At 68.2% G+C, this 24482-nt stretch carries 21 protein-coding genes, 1 pseudogene and 1 riboswitch; of the genes and pseudogenes, 8 read left to right on the forward strand and 14 right to left on the reverse strand.

The genetic code is table 11. The annotated features are described in order from the left end of the window. The first annotated feature begins 103 nt into the window (after positions 1-103). Both recF and gyrB read left to right on the forward strand, forming a co-directional pair. On the forward strand, positions 104-1228 hold the full coding sequence (gene recF, locus D9598_RS06430) for a DNA replication/repair protein RecF (RefSeq protein ID WP_198365603.1): 1125 nt from the start codon (positions 104-106) through the stop codon (positions 1226-1228). A gap of 54 nt (positions 1229-1282) precedes the next feature. Beyond that, entirely contained in the window at positions 1283-3739 is a 2457-nt protein-coding gene (gene gyrB, locus D9598_RS06435) for a DNA topoisomerase (ATP-hydrolyzing) subunit B (RefSeq protein WP_198365604.1), read from the forward strand. Positions 3740-3850: 111 nt separating this feature from the next. Here gyrB and D9598_RS06440 read toward each other — a convergent pair whose 3' ends face one another. The 7 genes from D9598_RS06440 to nikA all read right to left on the reverse strand — a co-directional run bounded on the left by D9598_RS06440 (position 3851) and on the right by nikA (position 10545). Then, positions 3851-4657 carry an IS5 family transposase gene (locus D9598_RS06440; RefSeq protein WP_198365605.1) on the reverse strand — a complete coding sequence of 269 codons (807 nt, stop codon included), beginning with the start codon at positions 4655-4657 and terminating at the stop codon, positions 3851-3853. A 140-nt stretch (positions 4658-4797) separates the two neighbouring features. Beyond that, positions 4798-5595, reverse strand: coding sequence for a phosphodiesterase (locus D9598_RS06445; RefSeq protein WP_198365606.1), 798 nt, complete (start codon positions 5593-5595; stop codon positions 4798-4800). A 55-nt stretch (positions 5596-5650) separates the two neighbouring features. Then, positions 5651-6472: an ATP-binding cassette domain-containing protein gene (locus D9598_RS06450; RefSeq protein WP_198365607.1), complete on the reverse strand. Its 822-nt coding sequence runs from the start codon at positions 6470-6472 to the stop codon at positions 5651-5653. Continuing rightward, entirely contained in the window at positions 6469-7230 is a 762-nt protein-coding gene (locus D9598_RS06455; protein ID WP_198365608.1) for an ATP-binding cassette domain-containing protein, read from the reverse strand. The genes D9598_RS06450 and D9598_RS06455 overlap by 4 nt, the downstream gene beginning before the upstream one ends. Continuing rightward, positions 7227-8042 (reverse strand): nickel ABC transporter permease subunit NikC, encoded by an 816-nt coding sequence (gene nikC, locus D9598_RS06460; protein WP_198365609.1) that lies wholly within the window; start codon positions 8040-8042, stop codon positions 7227-7229. Before nikC ends, D9598_RS06455 begins: the two co-directional genes overlap by 4 nt. Then, a complete protein-coding gene (nikB, locus tag D9598_RS06465) occupies positions 8039-8977 on the reverse strand; it encodes a nickel ABC transporter permease subunit NikB (RefSeq protein WP_198365610.1) in 939 nt (312 codons plus the stop codon). Before nikB ends, nikC begins: the two co-directional genes overlap by 4 nt. Before the next feature lie 2 nt (positions 8978-8979). Further along, a complete protein-coding gene (gene nikA, locus D9598_RS06470; RefSeq protein ID WP_198365611.1) occupies positions 8980-10545 on the reverse strand; it encodes a nickel ABC transporter substrate-binding protein in 1566 nt (521 codons plus the stop codon). Positions 10546-10623: 78 nt separating this feature from the next. Between nikA and nikR the strand changes: the two genes are divergently transcribed. After that, on the forward strand, positions 10624-11049 hold the full coding sequence (gene nikR / locus D9598_RS06475) for a nickel-responsive transcriptional regulator NikR (RefSeq protein ID WP_198365612.1): 426 nt from the start codon (positions 10624-10626) through the stop codon (positions 11047-11049). Between the two features lie 88 nt (positions 11050-11137). Here the strand turns inward: nikR and zigA are convergent. Both zigA and D9598_RS06485 read right to left on the reverse strand, forming a co-directional pair. Continuing rightward, positions 11138-12331 (reverse strand): annotated as a pseudogene (zigA, locus tag D9598_RS06480) (zinc metallochaperone GTPase ZigA). 5 nt (positions 12332-12336) lie between these two features. Beyond that, a complete protein-coding gene (locus tag D9598_RS06485; RefSeq protein WP_198365613.1) occupies positions 12337-12837 on the reverse strand; it encodes a DUF1826 domain-containing protein in 501 nt (166 codons plus the stop codon). Positions 12838-13123: 286 nt separating this feature from the next. Continuing rightward, positions 13124-13341: riboswitch (cobalamin riboswitch) on the forward strand. 37 nt (positions 13342-13378) lie between these two features. Between D9598_RS06485 and D9598_RS06490 the strand changes: the two genes are divergently transcribed. After that, positions 13379-13567, forward strand: a complete 189-nt coding sequence (locus D9598_RS06490) for a CbtB domain-containing protein (protein WP_198365614.1) — start codon at positions 13379-13381, stop codon at positions 13565-13567. A gap of 8 nt (positions 13568-13575) precedes the next feature. Beyond that, positions 13576-14283 carry a CbtA family protein gene (locus D9598_RS06495; RefSeq protein WP_198365615.1) on the forward strand — a complete coding sequence of 236 codons (708 nt, stop codon included), beginning with the start codon at positions 13576-13578 and terminating at the stop codon, positions 14281-14283. A 50-nt stretch (positions 14284-14333) separates the two neighbouring features. Here the strand turns inward: D9598_RS06495 and D9598_RS06500 are convergent, their stop codons facing one another. The 4 genes from D9598_RS06500 to D9598_RS06515 all read right to left on the reverse strand — a co-directional run bounded on the left by D9598_RS06500 (position 14334) and on the right by D9598_RS06515 (position 18608). Continuing rightward, entirely contained in the window at positions 14334-15110 is a 777-nt protein-coding gene (locus D9598_RS06500; RefSeq protein ID WP_198365616.1) for a class I SAM-dependent methyltransferase, read from the reverse strand. A 292-nt stretch (positions 15111-15402) separates the two neighbouring features. Beyond that, entirely contained in the window at positions 15403-16431 is a 1029-nt protein-coding gene (locus D9598_RS06505) for a methionine synthase (protein WP_198365617.1), read from the reverse strand. A gap of 30 nt (positions 16432-16461) precedes the next feature. Then, a complete protein-coding gene (locus tag D9598_RS06510) occupies positions 16462-17427 on the reverse strand; it encodes a DUF1852 domain-containing protein (protein WP_370591953.1) in 966 nt (321 codons plus the stop codon). 308 nt (positions 17428-17735) lie between these two features. Continuing rightward, positions 17736-18608, reverse strand: coding sequence for a LysR family transcriptional regulator (locus D9598_RS06515; RefSeq protein WP_198365619.1), 873 nt, complete (start codon positions 18606-18608; stop codon positions 17736-17738). A 612-nt stretch (positions 18609-19220) separates the two neighbouring features. Between D9598_RS06515 and D9598_RS06520 the strand changes: the two genes are divergently transcribed. Next, complete coding sequence (locus D9598_RS06520; protein WP_198365620.1) at positions 19221-21266, forward strand: AAA family ATPase; 2046 nt, start codon at positions 19221-19223, stop codon at positions 21264-21266. A 131-nt stretch (positions 21267-21397) separates the two neighbouring features. Next, positions 21398-22300 carry an aromatic amino acid DMT transporter YddG gene (gene yddG, locus D9598_RS06525; protein ID WP_198365621.1) on the forward strand — a complete coding sequence of 301 codons (903 nt, stop codon included), beginning with the start codon at positions 21398-21400 and terminating at the stop codon, positions 22298-22300. 314 nt (positions 22301-22614) lie between these two features. Here the strand turns inward: yddG and D9598_RS06530 are convergent, their stop codons facing one another. Beyond that, a complete protein-coding gene (locus D9598_RS06530; protein ID WP_232476993.1) occupies positions 22615-23139 on the reverse strand; it encodes an Lrp/AsnC family transcriptional regulator in 525 nt (174 codons plus the stop codon). A 66-nt stretch (positions 23140-23205) separates the two neighbouring features. Here D9598_RS06530 and D9598_RS06535 point away from each other — a divergent pair, with 66 nt between their 5' ends. Next, complete coding sequence (locus D9598_RS06535) at positions 23206-24378, forward strand: MFS transporter (protein WP_198365622.1); 1173 nt, start codon at positions 23206-23208, stop codon at positions 24376-24378. Positions 24379-24482: the final 104 nt, after the last annotated feature.

Consider the following 24482-nt stretch of genomic DNA (forward strand, 5'->3'; position numbering starts at 1 on the left):
TTGAATCAGAAACAGAACATCGTGCGCAGCACTCCCTTCCTCTGGAAGCGGGTGCTAAAAGCCGTTTGTGCATTCCTCTCCGCCGCTGCGCCTGTCGCGCCTGATGCTGCATGATTTCCGCAGCTACGCCGAACTCGATCAGCGCTTCTCCGATCCCATCGTCGTTGTCACGGGCGCCAATGGCGTGGGCAAGACCAACCTGCTGGAAGCGATCAGCCTCCTTGCCCCCGGCCGCGGCCTGCGCCAGGCGAGGGCAGCGGAGCTTCCGCGACGGTCTGCCGATGCCGGGGGCGGCTGGTCTGTCGCGGGCCACTTCGAGGGATTCGCGGGGCCCCTGGTGGTCGGGACCGGCTGCGAGGCCGGCCAGGATCGCCGCAGCTTTCGGCTGGACGGAAACTTGCTGCGCAATCAGGCCGAACTGTCCGCGCATATCGCCGCGCTCTGGCTGACGCCGCAGATGGACCGACTGTTCCAGGAAGGCGCCAGTGGCCGTCGCCGCTTTCTCGACCGTCTGGTCTGGGCGTTGGAGCCAAGCCATGCACGGGACGTCGCCGCCCATGATACCGCCATGAGCCAACGCAATCGTCTCCTGAGCGAGGGGGGGCGGGACAGGCGCTGGCTCGCCGCGCTGGAGGACGGCATGGCGCGCCACGCCGTCGCCGCCGTGGCCGCCCGGCGGGCCACCCTTTTTCGGCTGAATGAGGCCCTGAGGGGCGGCATCGCCGGCGGCTTTCCCGCAGCCCGTCTCGAACTGCTCTGCCCCATTGCCGAGGCCCTGGACCGCGAGCCCGCCCTGGCTGTGGAAGATGTTTTACGGGAGGGTCTGGCGGCCGACAGGCCGCGCGATGCCGCGGCCGGCGGCGCGCGTCAGGGGGCGCACCGCACCGACCTTCGCATGCTGCTGCAGCCTGGAGACCTGCCTGCGGAGATCTGTTCCACCGGAGAGCAGAAGGCGCTGCTGGTCAGCGTCGTGCTGGCCCAGGCGGCCCTGGTGGCGGCGCATCGCGGCTTCGCGCCGCTTCTGCTGCTCGACGAGGTGGCGGCGCATCTGGATCCGTCGCGGCGACAGGCGCTGTTCGAAGCCCTGGTGGACCTGCCGGCGCAATGCTTCCTCACCGGCACCGAGCCCGCCCCCTTCGCCAGCCTGGCGGGGCGGGCGCAGATGCTGGAGGCCATGCCGGACGGGCTCCGGCCGGCCGCCGATTTACCCGTGCCGGCCCGGGCGTAAGGTGCTATAAAATCCTGTCTTTCAGCCTGCCAGATTCAGGAGTTTTCCGCCGGCATGAGTGAGTCTGCGCGCGCGCCGTCCCCCGCCTCCGAGCCGGCGGATTCCTATGACAGCGCCTCCATCACCGTGCTTCGCGGACTGGAGGCGGTCCGCAAGCGCCCCGGCATGTATATCGGCGACACCGATGACGGCTCCGGCCTGCATCACATGGCTTTCGAGATCATCGACAACGCCGTGGACGAGGCGCAGGCCGGCTACGCCACCACCTGCACGGTGGTGCTGAACGCCGATGGCTCCGTCACCGTCGTTGATGACGGCCGCGGCATTCCCACCGACATCCACGCCGAGGAGGGCGTCTCGGCAGCCGAGGTGGTGCTGACCCGCCTGCATGCCGGGGGCAAGTTCAACCAGAATTCCTACAAGGTTTCCGGCGGCCTGCACGGCGTCGGCGCCGCTGTCGTGAACGCCCTGTCCGAATGGATGGATGTCACGATCTGGCGCGACGGGCAGGAGCACTTCATCCGCTTCGAGCATGGCGACACGGTGCAGCCGCTGAAGGTTGTGGGCCCGGCCAGTCGCGGCAATGGCACGCGCGTCACCTTCAAGCCTTCGGCCGGGACCTTCACCCGCACGGAATATGATTATGCCGTGCTGGAAAAGCGCCTTCGTGAACTGGCCTTCCTGAATTCCGGCCTCGGCATCACGCTGCGGGACGAGCGCCTGGTCGATGCCGGCGAGGCGCCGCGCGAGACGGTGTTCCGCTTCGATGGCGGGCTCGTGGCTTTCGTCGAATGGCTCGACCGCAGCAAGGAGCCGCTGTTCCGCCCACCGGTCAGCCTCCGGGCCAAGGAGGGCGGCGGCATCCAGGTCGAGATGGCCTTGTGGTGGAACAGCAGCCCGCACGAGGTGGCGCTGTGCTTCACCAACAATATCCCGCAGCGTGACGGCGGAACGCATCAGGCCGGCTTCCGCCAGGCCCTGACCCGCGTGGTCATGAAGTACGCGGAGGAACTGGCCAGGAAGGAGAAGGTCGAGCTGTCCGGCGAGGACATGCGTGAGGGGCTGACCGCGGTCATCTCGGTCAAGGTGCCGGACCCCAAGTTCTCCTCGCAGACCAAGGACAAGCTGGTCTCCTCCGAGGTGCAGCCGGTGGTGCATGCCGCCGTCGCCGATGCCCTCTCGCACTGGTTCGAGACGCATCCCAAGGAAGCGCGGCAGGTGCTCGACCAAGTCGTGCTGGCCGCCGCCGCGCGTAAGGCGGCGCAACTCGCGCGCGAGAAGGTCGGCCGCAAGAACGCGCTCGATATCTCGACCCTGCCCGGCAAGCTGGCCGATTGCCAGGAGAAGGACCCGACGAAGTGCGAGATCTTCCTCGTCGAGGGTGATTCCGCCGGCGGTTCCGCCAAGCAGGGCCGCGACCGGCGCTTCCAGGCGATCCTGCCCCTGAAAGGTAAGATCCTGAATGTCGAGCGCGCGCGCATCGACAAGATGCTGTCCTCCGCCGAGATCGGCACGCTGATCACCGCGCTCGGCACCGGCATCGGCACCGGGCCGGTGGAGCGGGGCGGCTTCTCGGCCGACAAGCTGCGCTACCACCGCATCGTCATCATGACCGACGCCGACGTGGACGGCTCGCATATCCGCACCCTGCTGCTGACCTTCTTCTTCCGGCAGATGCCGGAACTGTTGGCCCGCGGCCATCTCTACATCGCCCAGCCGCCGCTCTACCGCGCCAAGCGCGGCCAGGAGGAACGCTACCTCAAGGACGACCGGGCGCTGGAGGACTACCTGCTCGAGAAGGCGCTGCACGGCGCCAGCCTGCGCTTCGCCGATGGCCGCGAGGCGCGCGAGGACGAACTGCGCGAGGTGGTCGAGAGCATGCGCCAGATCGCCAGCCGCATCCGGCGGCTGGCCGGCAGCCAGCCGGTGGAGCTGATCGAGCAGGCCGCCATCGCCGGCGCCCTGACCACGGATGCCGCCAGCGCGCTGGCCGCCGCCCCCGGCCTGGCGGCGCGCCTCGACACCCTGGCCTTGCCAAATGAACGCGGCTGGAAGGTCGCCACCGGCGCCGAGGGGCTGGTCATGGGCCGGACTGTGCGCGGTGTCGCGGAGCGGCACCGGCTGGATGCCGTCGCCCTCCGCTCGCCCGAGGCGCGCTGGCTGGCAGAACGGCACGGCGCGCTGGCCAGCGCCTGGAGCCAGCCGGTCAGCCTGGTGCTGGAATCCGGCGCGCCCATCGAGGTGCGCGGCCCCCTGGCCGGGTTGGACCGCATCCTGGCCCAGGGCCGCAAGGGCCTGGCCATCCAGCGCTTCAAGGGACTGGGCGAGATGAATCCGGACCAGCTCTGGAGCACCACCCTCGACCCCGCGGCGCGCACCCTGCTGCAGGTCAGGATCGAGGATGTGGAGGATGCCGAGCAGGTCTTCTCCACCCTGATGGGCGATGTCGTCGAGCCGCGCCGCGAGTTCATCGTTGGCAATGCGCTGAAGGTGGCGAATCTCGACGTGTAGCGAAGTTGTTGTCGCGGTCCAGCAATACCTGCACAAAGTGACTATTGCTCGCACTAAATGGGTGCCAAGTGGTTGATTTTGCTTCTTGGCCTCCGTCCTCTTTAGAGGCTGTTATGGATCTGCGGCGAGTTGAGCGGCCTGCTTGAGCCTGATGCAGGCGAAGGCGACGAGGTGGAGATCGGCAAGGGTGCTGGCGTAGCGCTCGTAGTCCCTTACCACGCGCCGGAAGCGGGTTGCCCAGGCGAATGAGCGCTCAACCACCCAGCGCCGCGGCAGCAGCACGAAGCCGCGCTTGGCGTCTGGCAATCTGACCACCTCCAGTTCGATGCCGGGGGCCTTCGCGGCATCGGCTGCTTTGCTTCCCGTATAGCCCTGGTCAACATAGGCCAGATCGACGCTCTGGCCTGTGGAGGCCTGCACTGCTTGGGCAAGCCGCCCAACCTCGGCCCGGTCGTCGACACTGGCGGGCGTGACGTGCAACGCCAGCAGATGCCCCAGCGTGTCGACCGCCAGGTGCAGCTTGGAGCCCTTCTTGCGCTTGGCACCGTCGTACCCGGCGCGGGTTCCGCTTTCGGGTGAGGAGCGCAGCGTCCGGCTGTCCAGGATCGCAGCACCGGGCCGCGCCTTTCTCCCCGCGGCGAGCTGTAGCACCGTGCGCAGATCCTCGGCCAGCGCCTCGAAACACCCCGCCGCCCACCAGCGCTGGGCCTGCTGGTACACCGCGGCCCAGGGCGGCAGGTCGTTCGGCATCCAGCGCCAGGGCGCGCCGGTCTTCACCACGTAGCGCAGACCGTTGAACACCTCGCGCAAGCCGTGCTCACGCTGTTGAGCATCCTCGGACAGCAATGTCAGGTAGGGCGCCACCAACGCCCATTCGTCGTCGGAAACGTCAGAGGGGTAGGGCTTGCGGGCACTCATGCCGCGCAGCCTGATCGTTACCCAGCCGCAGGTCCATAACAGACTCTAGGCATCTCATTGATGCCTCATGAGGTTGTCCCAGGGGACCATTGATGGCGGAGCTGGCCTGTGTCCCGACTCGGACATCGTTCAGGGTACCCTCAAAAGAAAGGCCACGGCCCTGAGAATGCGCCGATCGGCGAAACGTGGGTGATCAGCCCACGGCCTTCCTTCCACTGGTGTAGCAGCAGCGCTGGAGGCTCAAGGAAGGAGCCAGGTGCGGCGTCGGGCGAAAGGCGCAACGCGATCGCCGTCGTCGTGCTTGGGGCCGTCGCGAGCATCGTTCCCGCGAAACGGCACTGCATCGCTCGATGGATGTGCCCGCAGAGGATGCGCTCCACGTTCGGGTAGCGCGTGATGATGTCGGCGAGGCGTTCGCCGCCTCGGCAGTTGTATTTGTCGATGTAAGGGATGCCGCTCTCGACGGGTGGCTGGTGCATCATCACCAGGGTTGGCCGTGACGGTTCCTCGGCGAGCCTTGCGGCAAGCCAGGCGCATGCCTCGTCGGTCATATCGCCGTGGTGCTCGCCGGGCACGGTGATGTCGAGGCCCAGGATGCGCACCGGCCCGAAGGCGCCCTGCGCGAAGTGCAGCGGTCCCTCGGATGGCAGATACCCTCGGTCGCGAAAGCAGCATCGGAAGCGTTCGCGGTGGTCGTGGTTGCCAGGGATGGCAAGCAGTGGCTTCCGGATGGCGGAGAGGGCCTGACGGGCGGCGGCGTATTCCTCGGCCGTTCCCTCATCGACCAGGTCACCGCTGAGCAGCACGAGGTCCGGAGCCGGATCAAGGGCGTTCAGGTGGCGGACTGCCGCGTCAAACATCGCGTTGGAGTCCACCAGGCCCTGGTAGAGGATCCCAGGCGGCCGCAGGTGAGGATCGGATATCTGGGCGATCAGCATCCTTGCCCCCAGTGTAGGCTGCCGTCTCCGAACCTTCTCAGCCGATACCAAGTTGTCACGAGATGACAGCCGCGGTGGTTGCACGCTGCCGGGACGATCGGGGATTGGGCCAGGCCGGCAGGATCGCCGCCCGCAACGCTGCCATGGCAGGCGGTACCGGCCCGGGGCCGAAGGGATCCGCCACCTCCAGCGACTGGCCGTCCTGCATGACGTAGCAGCGGTCGGCGAAGCCTTTCACCAGCCGCAGGTCGTGCGTGACAAACAGGTAGGCCATCCCGGTTCGCCGCCGCAGGCTCCGCAGCAGCTCCAGCACGCGCGCCTGGGTTTCCAGGTCCAGGCTGTTCACCGCCTCGTCCAGCAGCACCAGGCGCGGCGCGGGCGCCAGGGCGCGGGCGATGCAGAGGCGCTGCAACTGCCCGCCGCTCAGGCGATGCGCCAGCCGGTCCATGGCCGCCGGGTCGAGGCCGACATCCTCCAGCAGCGCGGCCACCCGGTCGCGCAGGGTGGACCGATCCAGCTCCTCGGCATGCAGCGGCTCCGCCACCACCTCGAAGGCCGTCAGGCGCGGGCTGGTGGCGCCGTGCGGGTCCTGGAACACCGCCTGGACGGCGCGGCGGTTGCCGGGCGCCATGCGGCCGCGCCGGTTCAGCAGCGGCGCGCCGTCGAACAGCACCTCGCCCGCCCAGGGCCGCTCCAGCCCCAGCGCCAGGCGGCCCAGCGTGCTCTTGCCCGAGCCGGTCGGGCCCAGCAGCGCGACGCACTCGCCGGGCGCGACGCGCAGGGAGGCCTCCCGCAACACCGGCTTCGCCCCGCGCCGCGAGAACAGCCCGCCCTGGCGGTAGCCGTGGGAGACGGCACGGAGGTCCAGCAGGCTCATGCGTAGAGCGCCAGATGCGCGGCCATCAGGGCCTGGGTGCGCGGATGGGCCGGGTCCTCGAAGAGGCGGTGCACGGGTTGCTGCTCCACGATGAGCCCGGCATCCATCACCACGACCTGGTCCGCCAGCCGGGCGATGACGGAGAAGTCGTGCGTCACCAGCAGCAGCCCCAGGCCGCGCCGCACCACCAGCCGTTCCATCAGGTCCAGCAGCTGCGCCTGCACCACGAGGTCGAGGTCGGTGGTCGGCTCGTCGGCCAGCAGGAAGTCGGGGTCGCGGCAGAGCGCCAGGGCCAGCATCACCCGCTGCAACATGCCGCCGCTGAGTTGCGAAGGGTACCGGCCGGTGACCGAGGCCGGATCGTCGAACCCGACTTCTCGCAGCAGCCCCTGCATGGCGTCGCGCGCCGCGGCGCCGCGGACGCCGTCGCAGGCCAGGGTCTCCGCGAAGTGGCGGCCGATCGTCACCAGCGGGTTGAAGCCGCCGCGCGGCGCCTGCTGCACCAGCCCGACCGTCCCGCCGCGCAGCGCCGCGCGGTCGGCCGGCGCGTTGTCCAGCGCCACCATGCCGGAGATCTGCCGCACGCCGGGCGGCAGCAGGTCGAGCATGGCCAGCGTTGTCAGGCTCTTGCCGCTGCCGCTGGTGCCGACCAGCCCCAGCACGCGGCCGCGCCGCAGCGTGAAGGACACGCCCCGCACCAGCAGGCGCCCTTCGGCAGCCAGGTGCAGGCCGCCCACCGACAGGCTGCGCGCGCTCAATGCACGTGGTCCGGCATGGCGGGGTCCAGCCTGTCCCGCACGGCGTCGCCCAGCAGATTGAAGCCCACCACGGTCAGCAGGATGGCGGCGCCGGGCAGCACCACCAGCATCGGCGCGGTGCGGAAGAAGGGCCGGGCGTCGTTGATCATGATGCCCCATTCGGCGGCCGGCGGCGCCAGCCCCAGGCCGAGGAAGGACAGGCCCGCCACATGCAGCATCCAGTGCCCGAGGTCGAGGCTGGCCAGCACCGCCAGCGGCCCGGCGAGTGCCGGAAGCAGGTGCCGCCGCATGATCGCCAGGCGCGACAGGCCCGCCACTTGCGCCGCGGTGACGTAATCCCTGCCGCGCAGCGACAGCGTGATGCCGCGCACCAGCCGCGCGTACCAGGCCCAGTGCGACAGCGCGATGGCCACCACCACATTGGTCAGCCCGGTGCCCAGCGCGCCGATCATGAACAGCGCCAGCACCAGTGTGGGCACGGTCATGAAGGCGTCGCAGATGCGCATCAGCACGGCGTCCACCGCGCCGCCCAGCAGCCCCGCGACCATGCCGACCGTGCAGCCCAGTGTCAGCACAAGCAGCAGGATGGCCGCCACGGCGGCGAAGGAGGCGCGCGCGCCCCAGAGCAGCCGCGACAGAAGGTCGCGCCCCAGATGATCGGTGCCCAGCCAGTGTTCGGCGGAAGGCGGCCGCAGGCGCTGCGACAGGTCGGTCATCGCGGGGTCGTAAGGCGCGAGCCAGGGCGCCAGGAGGGCGGCGCCCAGCATCAACGCCACCAGCGCTATAGCCAGGGGGACAAAGACCCGCTTCATGCCGCACGCTCCAGCCGGATGCGCGGGTCCAGCCAGGCATAGGTCAGGTCCACCAGCAGGTTGCACAGCACGAACACCGTGGTCATCACCACCACGAAGCCTTGCAGCACCGGGTAGTCGCGGTTGGAGATGGCCAGCAAGGCCCAGCGGCCCAGGCCCGGCCAACCGAACACGGTTTCCACCACCATGGCGCCGCCCATCAACTCGCCCAGATGCAGGCCGATCGCGGTTAATGGCGGCACCATGGCGTTGAGCACGATGTGACGACCCAGCAGGGTGCGGGCTGGCAGGCCACGGGCGCGGGCGAAGCGCAGGTGAGGCTCCCCCAGCACGCCCAGCACCGAGGCGCGCACCAGCCGCAGCATGACGCTGGCCGACATGGCCGCCGTGGCCAGCGCGGGAAGGATGATGCTGGAAGGGCCGTCCCGTCCGACGGCAGGCAGCCAGCCCAGTGTCACGGCGAAGAGCAGCACCAGCAGGAAGCCCAGCCAGAAGTTCGGCACCGACACGCCGAGGAAGGTGATGGCCCGTGTCAGGTGGTCCGGCCAGCGGTCGCGGTTCATCGCCGCCCAGATGCCCAGCGGCACCCCGGCCAGGATGGTGACCAGCATGGCCGTGCCCGCCAGTTGCAGGGTGGCGGGCAGGAAGAGCGCGATCTCCTCCGTCACCGGCCGCCCGGTGAACCAGGAGGCGCCAAGGTCGCCGCGCAGCGCGTCGCCCAGCCAGTGGAGGAACTGCACCAGCAGCGGCCGGTCCAGCCCGAGTTGTTGCCGTGCCGTGGCCAGCGCCGCATCGGTGGGCGGGATCTGCGCCAGCCGCAGGTAGTCCAGCGCCGGGTCGCCGCGCCCCAGTCGCAACATGGCAAAGAAGCCGAAGGAGACGATCAGCAGCAGCGGCAGCAGCGTGGCCAGCCGCCGCAGGGCGAAGCCGAGCACGCTCAGCCCCGGCCGATGCGGTCGAAGGGGATGTCCGTGCGCATGTCGCCGAACGGCACCCGGCCGAGCGCGGGGCGGTGGACGACCTTGTTGGTGAAGAAGGAGACCGGGAAGTAGACGGCCTGCTCGTGCAGCGTGGTCAGCAGCCAGCGGTACTCCTCCGCGCGCCGGGCCTCCTCGGTGATGGACAGGACGGCGCCGATGCGGCGGTCGATCTCGGACTTCATCGGCAGGCCGCGCTGCGCCTGGTAATCGGCGTGCGACGGCGCGCGCATGGAGCTCATGAAGGCATGCGGGTCGTAGGGGGCGCCCCAGCTGTCGCCGAAGATCATGCCGAACTCGCCGGAGCGCTGGCGGCCGTAATAGGTGCTGGCATCCTCCCCCACCAGCCGCACCGCGATGCCGATGCGGGCGAGATCGCCCTGTACGGCCTCACCGATGGCCTTCTGCAAGGCATCCGCGCCGATGAAGCAGAGATCCAGCGCCAGTTCCTTGCCACCCTTGCTTCTGACGCGCCCACCCGCGGGCAGGCGCCAGCCCGCAGCGTCCAACCGGGCCGTCGCCGCCGCGCGGTCGAAGGCGGGCGCGCGCAGGCCGAGGTCGGTATAGGGGAAGTTCCTGGCGAAGAGGGTCTCGGCCGCGGGCTCGGTGTCCAGCAGGATGTGGCGGACCAGTGCAGCACGGTCGATGCCCTGGGCAATGGCTTCTCGCACCGCCAGCTCATCCGTAGGAAAACGCGCCGAGTTCAGCGCCAGCATCCGCGTGCCGATCGGCGGCGAGATGGCGGTGGTGAAGCGGGGGTCGGCGGCGAAACGGCGGAAGGTGTCGGCGTCGAGCTGGTCGGTGCCATAGGTCAGGTCGATCTCGCCGCTCTCCAGTGCCAATGCCCGGGCGTTGCTGTCGCCCAGCACGCGCACCAGCACCTCTTCCAGCACCGGCTTCTCGCCCCAGTACTGCTCGTTGCGGCGGAACCGGTCGTGCTGCCCGTGCGCGGTCTCGGCCAGCACCCAGGGACCGGTGCCCACCGGCGCGGCGATGCTGCCATCCGGTCGCAGCGCCGCCGGAGAGACAAAGCGCAGGGGGCGCGGGAGGGCGAGCTCCAGCAAGGCGGGATAGTAAGGCCCCTTCAGCCGCAGGCGGACCGTGCCCGGATCGATGGCTTCGGCCCCGTCGATCTGGTTCACCAGCTCCAGCCAGGCATGGCGCGCCCGGTTGCCCAGCACCGCGTTGACATTGGCCACGGCGGCGGCGGCATCGAAGGGGGTGCCGTCAGTGAAGCGGACACCAGGCCTTAGGGTGAAGCGCCAGGCGCGGCCGTCTTCCTCCATTTCCCAGGCCGTGGCCAATGCCGGGAGGATCTTGCCGCCCTCGACGTAGCGCACCAGGGGCTCGTAGAGCATGGACTGGGCGTACATCTGGTTGGGCGAGTAGAGGTGCGGGTGCAGCGGCCCGGCATTGGTGGGCCAGGAGAAGGTCAGCCTGCGCCGCACGTTCTGGCCGAATGCAGGGGGCAGGGCCGCCAGCGCCGCGAACCCGGACATGGCGTGCAGCATCGAGCGGCGCAGCATGGTAATTCTCGTCCTCGCAAAGAGCGCGGTATGCTAATTTCCATGAATTCGCATATCAACCCCAGCCCGAGAGGCGGCATGCAGCGCATCACCATCACCCTCGACGACGACCTGCTGCGGGAGGTTGATGGCCTGGGTTACGACAACCGCTCGGAAGCGATACGCGACCTCGTTCGCGCGGGTCTCCAGCAGGCGGCGGAGACACGGCAGGCGGCGGGTCCCTCTGTCGGCGCGCTGGCCTATGTCTACGACCACCATCGCCGCGACCTTCCGGAGCGCCTGACGAACTCCTTCCACGACCACCATGACCTTTCGGTGGCCACCCTGCATGTCCACCTGGACCACCACGCCTGCCTGGAGGTGGCGGTGCTGAAGGGCGACGCGGCCCTGGTCCGGCGCTTCGCCGATGCCGTCAGCGCGGAGCGCGGGGTGCAGCATGGCAAGCTGCTGCTGCTCTCCCCCGCTGAGGTCAAGGCATCCACCAAGCGGCAGGCGGCCGAATGAACGTGCTCACGGGCAAGCGCCCGGCCGACCTCAAGGCAATGGGATGTGACCCGACGACCCTGATGACGCCGGACGCGGAACCGTAGCCTTAGGCTTGGCGCCACTCAGGGAACGGGTCCGGTAGCCTTGCCCAAGCCTTCGGCCCGCCCCGCATCTCGACATCTGTCAGTAGGCAGGCATCCAATGCATGGCGCAGCGCAGCCTCGTTCATCTCGACGCCGATGAAGACGATCTCCTGCCGCCGGTCGCCATGAGGCTCTACCCAATTGCGCAGCACGCCCTCACGCCATTCCGGGTCGGTCGGCCAGCGGCTCTCAGGCACGGCAGCGAACCAGAAGCCTGCGGCCTCATGCCGCCCTACCGCCCCGGCCAGTTGCCATGATCCCGCCCAGGCCATACGGCTGGCCAGCCAGAAGAAGCCCTTGGCGCGCACCACCCCGGGCATCTCGGATTGCAGGAAGCGATGGAAGCGCGCCGGACGAAGCTGCGGATGCCGAACTCCTCCGACTCCGGCAGGTGGTGGCCCGCCAGCGCCTGGCTCCACCCCGCCGCCTGCTGGGCGCGGGCGAAGTCGAAACGGCCGGTCTCCAACACCGCCGCCAGCGGCACTTGGCCCAGCGTGGCCGGGATGATAGCCGCTTGCGGGTTGAAGGTGGCCAGGATGCTGGAGAGGCGCTGCAACTCCTCCGCGTTCACCAGGTCCGCCTTGTTCACCACGATGACGTCGGCGAACTCCACCTGCTCCACCAGCAGGTCCACCAGCAGCCGGGTGTCGCCTTCGCCCGCCGTCTCGCCGCGCGTGGCCAGGGTGTCGGCGGAGCCGTAGTCACGCAGGAAGGCCTGGGCATCCACCACCGTCACCATGGTGTCGAGGCGGGCGATATCGTCAAGCGACTGCCCGTTCTCGTCGCGGAAGTCGAAGGTGGCGGCCACCGGCATGGGCTCGCTGATGCCCGTGCTCTCGATCAGAAGCGCGTCGAAGCGGCCTTCCTCGGCCAGGCGCCGCACCTCCTGCATCAGGTCGTCCCGCAGGGTGCAGCAGATGCAGCCATTCGACATCTCCACCAGCTTCTCCTCGGTACGCGATAGGCTGCCGCCCTGCTCGACCAGGGCAGCGTCGATGTTCACCTCCGGACATGTCGTTGACGATGACAGCGACACGCCGTCCTTCGCGGTTCGCCAGGACTTGGTTCAGCAAGGTGGCCTTCCCGGCGCCGAGGAAGCCGGACAGCACGGTGACAGGCAGCCGAGGGTCGGTCGGGGATTGCGCTTGGCTCGCCATGGCGGTCAGTCCTCTTCGGCCGGGTCGATGCAGAGCAGCAGGCGCGGGTGCAAGGCGCGGCCGGTCGCATCACGTGGCATGGGTGGGGATCGGTGGATGCAGCCGTGGCCAGGCATCCTGGCCTCGCCGCGCAGGATGGCGGCGGCACCGATGGGCAGATGCTGAATGCTGGCGCGGTCGGGCAGGGCGTCCCCGTCGCGCAAGCGCCGGGCTTCCGCCGCCCCGCCCGCTCGCGCCAGCCATTCGGTCCCATCGCCGCAATAGGTGCAGAGAAGGCGCAGGCGCACCGCATCGGCATGGAACAGCGCGCAGCTATCGTCCGAAACGGCTTCCAAGCGCAGGCGGACCTGCTGACTGTCCGACACCTCGGCGAACAAGTTGGCGAGGACCAGGATGTCGGCCAGCAGCGCCGGGTGCAGCGGAGGCTCAAAACCCGCGAGCGCCTGCATCACCGCGATATCTGGCTCACCTATCCCGGAACACACGAACGGCGCCTGCTGGGCCAAGCGCTGCGCATCCCGCAGAAGCGGCCTGGGCAGGTTGCGCCCTCAGACCGCGAGCGACACGGTGGGAGCGAGAATGCTGGCGAGGATGATCGGTTCGGCAGCGGCCAGCATGCGCGGCGCCTGCGGATCAGCCGACGTCAAGGCGTCTGATACCAAGGTCACTTAGTAGTGATGTTATAACATATTATCTTTTGCAAGACGGCATGGTGCTGCGGACTGGCGTAACTTCTTGAGTGGGCTGCCGGACAAGGGCTGTCAGAACTTGTACCTGCCAAGCGCCACACGATAGCCTAGGCGCCGCACCGGTCCCGCGCGAGCGGGTGAAAAGGGAACGTCGTGCGGCTCCGATCGGAGTTCAGTCGGCGGCTGCCCCCGCAACTGTTGGCGGATCACCGATGCGCCGTCTGCCCGTTGGGCAGGCCACTGGCACCCCGGTGCCGGGAAGGCAGGCGCATCGGTCAGGATTCGCGAGCCAGGAGACCTGCCGGGGCGTGGTCAACCTTCTGGACCGGCGCGGGGCGCGTCGGCGGAGCGCCTCCTCATGCAGATCCCAGCCACATCGGCTTCCATCCATCAGGCCGCGGCCAGCAGCACTGGCCGCGTGCTGGCCAGCGTCCTCGCCCTGGCCTTCGGCACCCTGCTGCTCTGGGGCGTCGGCTTCGCGCACAACGACCTGCTGCACAACGCCGCGCATGACACCCGCCACTCCAACGGCTTCCCCTGCCACTGAGCCGGACCATGATGGACCATCTCAGGCGGCTTCTGGCCGTGGCGCTGTTCGCGGGCATCCTGGCGGGCGCCGTGGCCAGCCTCGGGCACCAGTGGAACACGGTGCCCACCATCCTCGTGGCCGAGACCTACGAGCACCAGGACAGCGCCGCGCCGGGGCAAGCCGACCACGCTGCCGAGGCGCACGAGCATGGCGCCGAAGCCTGGGCGCCGGAGGACGGGCTGGAGCGGACGCTCTATACCGTGCTGGCCGACATGCTGACCGGCATCGCCTACGCGCTGCTGCTGGGGGCGGCCATGTCCCTGCGCGGCGCCGTGGCGGACTGGCGGCAGGGCCTGCTCTGGGGGCTGGCGGGCTTCGCGGTCTTCACCCTGGCCCCGTCAATCGGCCTGCCACCCAAGCTCCCCGGCACGCCGGTGGCAGAACTCGCCGACCGTCAGGTCTGGTGGGTGGCGACGGCGCTGCTGACGGCGGGCGGCCTGGCGCTGATCGCCTTCACCCGGCGGCTGCCCTGGGCCGTGCTGGCCGTCATCGTCATCGCTCTCCCGCACCTCTGGGGCGCCCCGGCGGCGCCTGCCGAGGCATCGGCCGTGCCGGACGCCTTAACCCAGCGCTTCATCGCGGGGGTGACCGCAGTGAGCCTGCTGTTCTGGGCCACGCTGGGACTGGCGACCGGCTGGCTCCAGGCGCGCCTGAGCCACGCCTCGCACGGCTGACGTCCCTACCGGCCTGATGCAGCAAGAACCTGCGTCAGGCCAACCAACCTTCAGTTCCCACCCGGCTTGCCACAGGACAGCACGAAGCTGTTCCAGATGCCAATGCGCAGCTTCTGCCGCAGCGGCGCACCCCGGCGCTGCGCCGCGTGCGGGCCGCGTGGCTTTTCCAGCCGGAAGTCGGTGAAGCCCGCCTCCTCCAGCATGGCCCGCAGCGGCTCCGGCCGCAGGCCCTGGCGAAAGAACACCTGCCGCTGGATGGCCTCGTGTGCGGCGTAGTCCACCGCCGGGCCGACGACGCCCTGGCGCTCGCTCAGCCAGTCGGACAGCCGCAGACGGAGCCGCCCGATGCGGGACAGGCGCACGTAGTCGCCGTCGGCGATGACCACCCGCCCGCCCGGCCGCAGCACCCGGAACCAGTCGCGAAAGGCCGCCGCCGGGTCCACCAGCGTCCAGACCAGGTGACGGCTGACCACGGCGTCGTAGCGGCCGTCCGGCTCGCGCGTGTCCTCGGCATCGCCCAGGAACAGGCGCAGGTCCTTGGTGCCCGCATGCTTGGCCCGGGCGCGCAGCAGCATGGCCTCGGTCAGGTCCAGCCCCGTCACCTCGCACCCCATGCCCAGCAGCACGCGGGTGACCTCGCCGGTGCCGAAGGCCAGTTCCAGCACGCGACGTGCTTCGGCACCCATGTGGCGGCGGAGCAGCGCCGCCCAGGCGTCGCGCTCCTCCAAGCTCTTCATGCCGTGGCCGGGCGACAGGTCGAAGGTCTCGGCGCGCCGGGTCCAGTATTCCCGGATCTCGTCCTTCAAGGCGTAGTTGGCACCGTGCATGCCATGGGGTTCCCTGGTGCGAGGCACCTGTCTATGCGACCTGCGGCCGGACGCTCAGGATGGAGGCGATGACATCGGTCAGTTCCGGGCGGTCCGGCGTCTCCTCCAACGACATCGTCTCCGTGCACGGTCTCGGATCGCGCAATGCCGATCTCCGCGGCCGCTGGCGGGAGCGGTTCGATGTGTCCCGCCGATCCGTATCGGTGAGAATCTCCTCGGAACACCGAGGGAGCGATCCTCTTTAACCGGATCTGCGGTTCAGCGGCTCACCCCGCCCACCATGGACCAGTGTTCAGGCCGCGAGTTCCCGCCTGATGATGTCCGCACCTGCGCTGAGTGCCTGGAGCTTGCCTCGGGCAACGCGGCGCGAGAGCGGCGCCATGCCGCAGTTGGTGCAGGGACAGAGCTTGTCCGCGTCCACGAACTGGAGCGCCTTGCGCAGGGTCGCGGCGACTTCCTCCGGGGTCTCGATGGTGTCGGTCGCCACGTCGATGGCCCCGACCATCACCTTCTTGCCGCGTACGAGCTCCAGAAGTTCCATCGGAACATGCGAGTTGTGGCACTCCAGGGAAATCAGATCGATGCTGGACGCCTGCAGCTTGGGGAAGGTGGCTTCATACTGGCGCCACTCCGAGCCCAGGGTCTTCTTCCAATCCGTGTTGGCCTTGATGCCATAGCCATAGCAGATGTGGACCGCCGTCTCGCACTTCAGGCCTTCGATCGCCCTTTCCAGGGTCGCGATGCCCCAATCATTCACCTCATCGAAGAACACATTGAAGGCTGGCTCGTCGAACTGGATGATATCGACCCCGGCGGCTTCGAGCTCGCGGGCTTCCTGATTGAGGATCGTCGCGAACTCCCAGGCGAGCTTCTCGCGGCTTCGGTAGTGGGCATCGAAGAGCGTATCGATCATCGTCATCGGTCCGGGCAGAGCCCATTTGATGCGCCCCTTGGTCTGCTGCCGCAAAAATTTGGCGTCCTCGACGAAAACAGGCTTCTCGCGGGACACGGCACCAACGACGGTCGGCACGCTGGCGTCATAGCGATCGCGGATCCTCACGGTCTCGCGCTTCTGGAAATCGACGCCGTTGAGGTGCTCGATGAAGGTCGTGACGAAATGCTGGCGGGTTTGTTCGCCATCGCTGACGATGTCGATGCCCGCGCGCTCCTGCTCGGCCAGAGCCAACTGGAGAGCGTCCCGTTTTCCAGCCATCAGCTCCTCGCCTTCAAGCTTCCAGGGCGACCAGAGCTTCTCGGGCTCTGCGAGCCAGGAGGGCTTGGGGAGACTGCCAGCAGTGGATGTAGGCAAAAGCTTTGTCATGAGAAGCGGCCTCGTCAGGTGTGGCATCACTCAAGCTGCGTATCGGGCGGACCATTCATCCAGAACGGCGCGATACGGCTTGATGAAGTGATCTTCCGTGAACTTGCCTTGTTCGACAGCCAGTTGGCTGCGCTCGTCCCGGTCATAGACGATCCGTGTCAGGGAATGATCCTGGTGTTGCAGGCTGGGCCGATAGCACGCGCCAGCGGCGGAATTGGCGTTGTAGATCTCCGGCCGGTAGATCTTCTGGAATGTCTCCATCGTGCTGATGGTGCCGATCAGCTCGAGATTGGTGTAGTCATCCAGCAGATCACCGAAGAAGTAGAATGCCAGCGGTGCCACGCCGTTCGGCGGCATGAAGTACCGGACCTGCAAGCCCATCTTCCCGAAATACAGATCGGTCAGGGACGTCTCGTCCGTTTGATATTCAGTCCCCAGAGCGGGATGTTGATTTGTCGTCCGCCGATAGGTCTTGTTGTGCGAGACGCTGAGGCAGATCACCGGCATCTTCCGGAAATGCTCTTTGTAGGTGTCGGAGTACACGAAACTCTTGAAGAGCTTCCCGTGCAGGTCACCGAAATCGTCCGGGATGCTGATCCCCGCACGGCCTTTGTTGTGCTCGGGAAGGCGGACGCTGAAATCGTAGTCCCGTACATAGGAGGAAAAGTTGTTCCCAACGATTCCGTCAATCCGCGCACCGGTCTTGCGATCGAGGATGGTCGTTTTCAGAACCTCGATGGCCGGAAAGGCGTTGCCATCCTGGCCGATCTCCAGCTCGACGGAGATGATGTCCAGTTCGACGCTGTAGCGATTGCCGTCAGGATTGTCCCACTGCGCCAGGCTGTTGCAGCGGTTGTCGATCATCTGCAACGCGTTGCGCAGATTCTGCTGACGACGATCGCCTCTCGCGAGGTTCGCGAAGTTCGTGGTGATCCGCGTACTCTCGGATGGCTTGTAGTCTTCGTCGAAACGAATGCTCTTGATGGTGAAGGTCAAGTCTCTGGTCATCGTGATGGTCTCCGGACTTCCGAGACAATGCCCGAGGCCGTTTCGCGCTCGTTCAGGTGGTGCCTGAGCTGGCTGTCAAACAAGCTCAGTCATAGGTCTTCCGCGCCGTCAGCTTGGGGCGACACCTGTCGTATGCCCGAGCGCAAACATGAAGAAAAATGGTATTCCTTCATACAAACATGAATCGGTGTCATGTCGGGGCGGTGCTGGCATCAGTGCTGAGCCGCACGATGCCCTCAGCGCGGGCGTCGGCCCGGGACGAGGTGGGCGGCTTCTCTCAGCCCTGCGGCAACACGTTAGATCTGGACGCTCCTGGCCAGATCGATGAAGCCGTCCAGATAGCTGGCAGTCTTGCCGGTGCGGTGGCCGAGATGAATGGACTTGGCGATCCCCTCGCCGATCCGCACGCCCCTTACCCCTTTGACCCCGCGCAGCAGCCAATCGGGGGTTGCACTGACGGCGCGGCCCGAGGCTACCAGCCGCAACATCAGATCGGTCGTCTCCACCGTGCGGTGACGACGTGGCAGGGCATGGGACGGGACGAGGAACTGCGTATAGATATCCAGTCTCTCACGGGGGACGGGGTATGTAATCAGGGTCTCGCTCGCCAGATCCTCGGGTGCGATCCGCTGTTTCTGTGCCAACGGATGGCTGTCGGCCACCGCCAGAACCAGTTCGTAATCGAAGACAGGCTTATACTCGACGCCTGGACGCTCGGTCGGATCCGGGGTGACCAGAATGTCGATCTCGTGGCCCAGAAGTGCGGACATGCCGCCGAACTGGAAGGCCGTGGTCACATCCAGGTCCACATCAGGCCAGTCCGCCAGAAACGGGTCCACCACCCGCATCAGCCAATCCTGGCAGGGGTGGCACTCCATTCCCACCCGGATCGCGCCACGCCGCCCGCGGGCATAATCCTCCAGGACGACCGCACCGTTTTCGAGTTGTGGAAGAACCCGCATCGCCAGCGCCAGGAGATAGTCCCCCGCCAGCGTCAGCCGCAGCTTGTGTCCCTCGCGCTCCCAAAGTTTGACGCGGTAACGTTCCTCGAAGCGGCGAATCGCATGGCTGACCGCCGACTGTGTCAAATTCAGCCGATCAGCGGCCTGAGTCAGGCTACCGGTCCGGTCGATCTCGCGCAGGATGGCCAGGGGCTGGATATCGATCATAGGACATGAACCGTTGTCATAGACATCCTTCGTAGACTCACTTGGATGTCATGACCAACTGTATCCTGTACCTCTCCGGAAAGAGGCTTTGCAGCGATGGCGCCTGGTCACTTGGTCGAAGAATAATTACCCTCATTGACGACCACCGAACTGCTCATGAGGTCGATGCGATCTGCCGCAAGGACGGAAGCAAAACGGCTACGCCTGGAGTGTGAGTGTTTCCCCAGATGCAGATTGATGCACCTGATGTCCGCTTCCAGGATCTCAGCTCGCTGTCTTCGACGTCCGAGAAGGGCGCTGAGGCGAATGTGCGAGGCTGGCCATCCGGTGAAAAGCGGGTGCTGTGTTGATCCGGTGTGGACTGATCCAGGATCGCATGCTGCTTGACACGATCGCCACGGGCCATCCATAAGCGCCCCGCCTCAACGATCCTGACCACCCACTCTCATCGCTGGTGTACCATGCCCCGCCGACCGGCCCTGGTCGCGCGGAGCTTTCTGCTGGCGACTGCCCTGAAGTCCGCGCGGGCGCGGATCGGGGCCAACGGGCTGGCACCTGTGGGCAGGGACCCGGAGGCCCTCCTTCCCACCGGCCCCCGGAGAGCCTTCCCCCATGCCTCGTCACCGTAGCCCGCGCGCCGGTCGGCGCGTGGCCGAGCACCGTGCCGCCCTGCTCGACTATGCCGCCAACGCCATCGCCGCCGCGACGCCGCTGTCGCCCGAGACCCTGAAGCTGCTGACCCATCTGGAGGCCTCCGCTCCCGAACTGGGTTTGGTCGGGCTGCTGCCCGCCGCCAGCACCCTCTCGACAGGCATGCTGACGACGGGGCTGCTCGACGATCTGTCCCGCCGCATGCGCACGCGGTCACGAGGCCGGCGGCCGTGTCACGGCTTTGAACGGCGCCTGAAGGGATTGGCCGAGCTGGCGGGTCTAGATGCGTCCTCGCGTGCCATCCTTGGCCTGTTCCTGCGGGACGCCATGCTGCCGTCCCTCTCGAGGCTGGCGCAGTGCGTGGCCGAGACGCGGGGCAACCGGCATGCCCATAACCTCTGCCCTGACCTCGTGGCGGTCCTGACCGGCTTCGACCGTGAAACCGTCCATCACGCGCTGCGGCGCCAGGCGCCCCTGGTCTTCACTGGCCTGCTGCGAATGGACGATGAGTACGACACCCTGTTCGTTCCGCCTCTGATCCTCCGCTATGCCAGCGACGAGTTTTCCGACGCGGATGCCCGCGCCGCCCTGCTGGGGAAGCCCGCCGCGGGCTCCCTCGACTGGTCCGACTACGCCCATCTGGGCGAGGAGGCCGGGATGGTTGCGGCCGTGCTGGCCGGCGCGCTCCGGAGCCGCGAGGCGGGGGTGCATGTCCTGCTGTATGGCCCTCCCGGCACGGGAAAGACTGAATTCGCCAAGACCCTCGCCCGGCAGCTGGACGTGCCCTTGCACCCCGTGGCCGAGGCCGACGAGGAGGGTGACGAGCCGAACCGCAACGAGCGCCTGGCCGGCTGGCGCCTGGCGCAACGCCTGACGGCCACGACGCCCGCTCTGCTGCTGCTCGACGAGGCCGAGGATCTGTTCGCCGATCCGAAGCATGCGTCGCGCGTCTTCCTGCATCGCCTGCTGGAGAGCACGCCGACGCCGACGATCTGGACGGTGAACGACCTCGACGCGCTGAGCCCGGCGGTGCGCCGGCGCATGACCTGCTGCCTGGAAGTGAAGGTGCCGCCCGTGCCAGTGCGCGCCGCCCTCTGGCAGCGCCTCGCCGCGGCGGAGCGGGTGCTGCTGCCGGAGGCCGATGCCGAGGCGCTGGCCCGTGAGATCGCGGCCCCTCCGGCCCTGGCCCGCTCCGCCCTGCGCGCGGCCCGGCTCGCGGGCGGTGATCCCGCCCAGGTCCGCCGCGCGCTGCTCGGCACGGCGCGGGCGCTGTTCGGTGAGTCGGGCCGCGCAGGCGCGCCCCCTCCCGCAGCGCCGTGCGATCCGGCCTTGCTCAATGCCGATCTCGACCTGGCCACCCTGGCCGGTCGGCTGGCCCGGCCCGGGGCGCCGTGCGCGGTGTCGCTGCTGCTGTCCGGCCCACCCGGCTCCGGCAAGAGCCTCTATGCCCGTCACCTCGCGGCCGGGATGGGGCTGGAGGTGATGGAGCGCCGCGCCTCCGACCTGCTGTCCATGTGGGTCGGCGGTTCGGAGAAGGCGATCGCCGGGGCCTTCGCCGAGGCCAGGGAACGCGAGGCCTTCCTGATCCTCGACGAGGCGGACGGGCTGCTGTGCGACCGGGCGGGGGCGGTGCGGTCCTGGGAGGTGACGCAGGTGAACGAGATGCTGACCTGGATGGAGTCGCATCCGCTGCCCTTCGCCTGCACCACCAACCGTTCCGACCATCTCGATCCCGCCAGCCTGCGGCGCTTCCTGGTCAAGGCGCGCTTCGACTACCTGTCCCCCGCCCAGGTGACATTGGCCTTCGAGCGGTTCTTCGGCCTGGCGTTGCCGGCAGGGCAGGGCGTGTCCGGCTGCCTGACACCGGCGGACTTCGCCCTGGTGCGCCGCAAGGCCGAACTGATGGGGCAGCAGGGCGACGCCGCGGCGCTGTGCGACCTCCTGGCGGCCGAGGCGGCCGGGCGCCGTGGACCCGCAAGGCGGATCGGCTATGTCGCCGCGGCCTGACAGCAGGGCGGGCGCGCCGCCTTCGCCTGCGGCATGCCCGGGTTGCCGGCAGATCCTGCCCTTGGCAGGCGGAGGCCGGCATGGCCCTTATGGAACAAGCTCCTTCCGACCAGACCAGACTCAAGATTGACATGGCATCGCTTCGTATTTCCGCGAACAGGACCAGGGCCACCGCGATCGGGCTGCTGGCGATCCTGCTGTGGGGTTCCATCGTCGGGCTGATCCGCGGCGTCAGCGAGAGCTTCGGCCCGACCGGCGGCGCCGCCATGATCTACACGGTGGCCTCGGCGATCCTGGCCTTCACGGTCGGCTTCCCCCGGCTGGCGGAATTCCCCCGCCGCTATCTCATCTGGGGCAGCACCCTCTTCGTCGCGTACGAACTCTGCCTGGCCCTGTCGATCGGCTACGCCAACACCGGGCGGCAGGCCATCGAGGTCGGCATGGTGAACTACCTGTGGCCGACCTTCACGATGATGGCCGCGATCCTCTTCAACAACCAGCGGGCGAACCTCCTGATCCTCCCCGGCGTGGCGATGTCGCTGACGGGCATCGGCTGGGTTCTGGGCGGCGACCAGGGGCTGGACGTCCCCGCCATGGCGGAGAACATCCGCGACAATCCCCTGAGCTACGGGCTGGCCTTCACCGGCGCCCTGCTCTGGGCGGCGTATTCCATCCTCACGGTGCGGATCGCCCGGGGCCGGAACGGCATCACGCTCTTCTTCATGCTGACCGCGGCCGTTCTCTGGGCCAAGTACCTGCTGATGGGCGGCGGCGCGATGGAGTTCAGCCCCCGCTCGGTCGTCATCCTGCTCATGGCCGCCTCGGCGATGGGCTTCGGCTACGCCGCCTGGAACGTCGGCATCCTGCATGGGAACGTGACTGTCCTGGTAGGAGCCTCCCATTTCACCCCGGTCCTCTCGGCGGCCCTCGCGGCGCTGGTCCTGCGAACCAGCCTCCCGCTGTCCTTCTGGCAGGGCGCGGCCATGGTCTGCGCGGGGTCGATCCTGTGCTGGGTGGCCACGCGCGGGCGCTGAGGGACGCCCGTTTCCCGGAAGGGCGCCCATGGCCGTGGAATTGCCGGAACGGGCGCGAGGCTCGCCGGTTCCGAGGATTGATGCTGTGATCCCGCAGACGGGCGCCCATATTCGGGTCCGCTGCTCCGCCCTGTGCGACAGTGTCCGCGCCGCCGGCATCTCGGCGCTGATTCATCAAGGGGGCCGCATTGCCGGCTTGCGGTTCCGGGGTCCGCTCCCGGACGGATGGCTGCGTTCCTTGCTTGACCGGGTTCCGGCTCCGCAGATCAACCGCAACCATTTGCGCTGGTGCGGCCGGCCGGTCGTCCCGCCCATCAACCCGGCGATGGCCCCCGCTCCAGGAAGGTGGAGAGGGCGATATAGCTTCGCACCGAGCGGACACCCTCCAGGCTCTGGATTTCCATCAGGAAGGTCTCGAGGGATTCGGTGTCGGCCGCCCGCACCTTCACGAGGACGCAGCCATCCCCGGCGACGGTGTGAAGCTCCTCGACCTCGGGCCGGTTGGCGAACTTCAGCAATTCGCGCGTGGCGCTGTAGCTGCTGGCGTCGATGACGAGGAAAGTCAGCAGCGTCCGGCCGAGCCTGCAGCCGTCGAGGAGAGCGACGGTCCCCTTGATGACGCCGTCGCGTTTCAGGCGCTTCACCCGGTCATGCACGGCGGGTGCGGAGAGGTTCACGAGCCTGCTGAGCTCGGCGTAGCTCCGGGAGGCATCCTCGGCGAGCGCGCCTAACAGCTTTCGGTCAATCGGGTCGAGGTCGGCGGGATGGTGCCGCGTCTGCCGAACGGCATCTGTTTCTTTCTGTGATCCGGCCATTTGCGCTTCATCTCCGAATTTCATACAGGATATCACGATTATCGCTGAATACCATTCGGTATTCCATCGCTATTTCCGGAGCTTTCCCAAATGCCTCCCGCACTCTTCGCCCTGGCGGTCGGCGCCTTCGGCATCGGCCTGACCGAATTCGTCGTCGCCGGAATCCTGCCGCAGATCGCCCAGGATTTCGGCATCGAGATCCCGGCGGCCGGGCTGATGGCCACGACCTATGCGCTCGGTGTCTTCGTCGGTGCGCCGATCCTGACGGTTCTCGGCGCCCGGGTTCCGCGCAAGACCATGCTGATCGGCCTTGCCACCCTCTTCACGCTGGGCAATCTCCTCACCGCACTGGCGCCGAGCCTGCCGCTTGCCCTGGCCGGCCGGATCCTGACCGCCTTCAACCACGGCACCTTCTTCGGCATCGGCTCCATCCTCGCCGCCTCGCTGGTCGCGAAGGACCGGCAGGCGAGTGCCATCGCCTTCATGTTCTCGGGCCTGACCCTGGCGAACCTGCTCGGCGTGCCCTTCGGCACCTGGCTGGCGCAGGCCTATGGCTGGCGGCTGGTGTTCTGGCTGATCGCCGGCATCGGCCTCGCCACCATGCTGAGCGTCGCGCTGCTCGTGCCCCGCACCGAGGCGGGCCGGGCCATCGCGCTGAAGGCGGAACTGCGCGCCTTCGTCGATCCGCAGGTCCTGCTCGCCATGGGCATCACCGTCTTCGGCCCGGCGGCCTTCTTCACCTCCATCACCTACATCGCCCCGATGATGGTGGAGGAGGCCGGCTTTTCCGGCGCCGGTGTCGCCGGGCTGATGGTGCTCTTCGGCCTCGGCCTGGCGGTCGGCAACGCGCTGGGCGGCCGCTTCGCGGACCGCTCCCTCTTCGGCACGCTGTTCGTGACGCTGGCGGCGCAGGCCGTGGTGCTGCTGGTCTTCTGGATGGGCGTCGGCAGCGGCGCCGTGGCCGCGCCCGCGGTCTTCCTGATGGCCGCCTTCGGCTTCGCCACGGTCTCGCCGATCCAGAAGCTGGTGATGGACCGCGCCAGCCGTGCCGGCGCGCCGACCATGGCCGCCTCGGTGAATATCGGCATGTTCAACCTGGGCAACGCCATCGGCGCCTGGCTGGGCGGCGCGACGATCGCGGCCGGCTTCGGCCTCGCCTCCCCGAACTGGGCGGGCGCGCTCCTCTCGCTCCTGGCGCTGGGCCTGGCCACGGCCGCCTGGGCGAGCGCCGGGCGGGCGGCGCCGGCGATGCCGGCGGAATGAGACGGCGGTCCGGGGAGTTCCCTCCGCGGACCTTACCCCGCTATGGCTCATCGGGCGGGGCAGGGGCCGGATCCCGATTCGGCCCCGGGCCCCGCAACGGGCCG

The organism is Roseomonas sp. KE0001, from assembly GCF_016107285.1.
Taxonomy (GTDB): domain Bacteria; phylum Pseudomonadota; class Alphaproteobacteria; order Acetobacterales; family Acetobacteraceae; genus Pseudoroseomonas.

Excerpts from the sequence above, each read along its gene's own strand:
- gyrB (WP_198365604.1), top strand. The coding sequence starts at position 1,283 with ATGAGTGAGTCTGCGCGCGCGCCGTCCCCCGCCTCCGAGCCGGCGGAT.
- D9598_RS06530 (WP_232476993.1), bottom strand. The coding sequence starts at position 23,139 with ATGAAATTCGGAGATGAAGCGCAAATGGCCGGATCACAGAAAGAAACA.
- D9598_RS06520 (WP_198365620.1), top strand. The coding sequence starts at position 19,221 with ATGCCTCGTCACCGTAGCCCGCGCGCCGGTCGGCGCGTGGCCGAGCAC.
- yddG (WP_198365621.1), top strand. The coding sequence starts at position 21,398 with ATGGCATCGCTTCGTATTTCCGCGAACAGGACCAGGGCCACCGCGATC.
- nikR (WP_198365612.1), top strand. The coding sequence starts at position 10,624 with ATGCAGCGCATCACCATCACCCTCGACGACGACCTGCTGCGGGAGGTT.
- D9598_RS06440 (WP_198365605.1), bottom strand. The coding sequence starts at position 4,657 with ATGAGTGCCCGCAAGCCCTACCCCTCTGACGTTTCCGACGACGAATGG.
- D9598_RS06535 (WP_198365622.1), top strand. The coding sequence starts at position 23,206 with ATGCCTCCCGCACTCTTCGCCCTGGCGGTCGGCGCCTTCGGCATCGGC.
- D9598_RS06505 (WP_198365617.1), bottom strand. The coding sequence starts at position 16,431 with ATGACAAAGCTTTTGCCTACATCCACTGCTGGCAGTCTCCCCAAGCCC.
- D9598_RS06445 (WP_198365606.1), bottom strand. The coding sequence starts at position 5,595 with ATGCTGATCGCCCAGATATCCGATCCTCACCTGCGGCCGCCTGGGATC.
- D9598_RS06515 (WP_198365619.1), bottom strand. The coding sequence starts at position 18,608 with ATGATCGATATCCAGCCCCTGGCCATCCTGCGCGAGATCGACCGGACC.
- D9598_RS06450 (WP_198365607.1), bottom strand. The coding sequence starts at position 6,472 with ATGAGCCTGCTGGACCTCCGTGCCGTCTCCCACGGCTACCGCCAGGGC.
- D9598_RS06495 (WP_198365615.1), top strand. The coding sequence starts at position 13,576 with ATGATGGACCATCTCAGGCGGCTTCTGGCCGTGGCGCTGTTCGCGGGC.
- D9598_RS06490 (WP_198365614.1), top strand. The coding sequence starts at position 13,379 with ATGCAGATCCCAGCCACATCGGCTTCCATCCATCAGGCCGCGGCCAGC.
- nikA (WP_198365611.1), bottom strand. The coding sequence starts at position 10,545 with ATGCTGCGCCGCTCGATGCTGCACGCCATGTCCGGGTTCGCGGCGCTG.
- nikC (WP_198365609.1), bottom strand. The coding sequence starts at position 8,042 with ATGAAGCGGGTCTTTGTCCCCCTGGCTATAGCGCTGGTGGCGTTGATG.
- recF (WP_198365603.1), top strand. The coding sequence starts at position 104 with ATGCTGCATGATTTCCGCAGCTACGCCGAACTCGATCAGCGCTTCTCC.
- D9598_RS06500 (WP_198365616.1), bottom strand. The coding sequence starts at position 15,110 with ATGCACGGTGCCAACTACGCCTTGAAGGACGAGATCCGGGAATACTGG.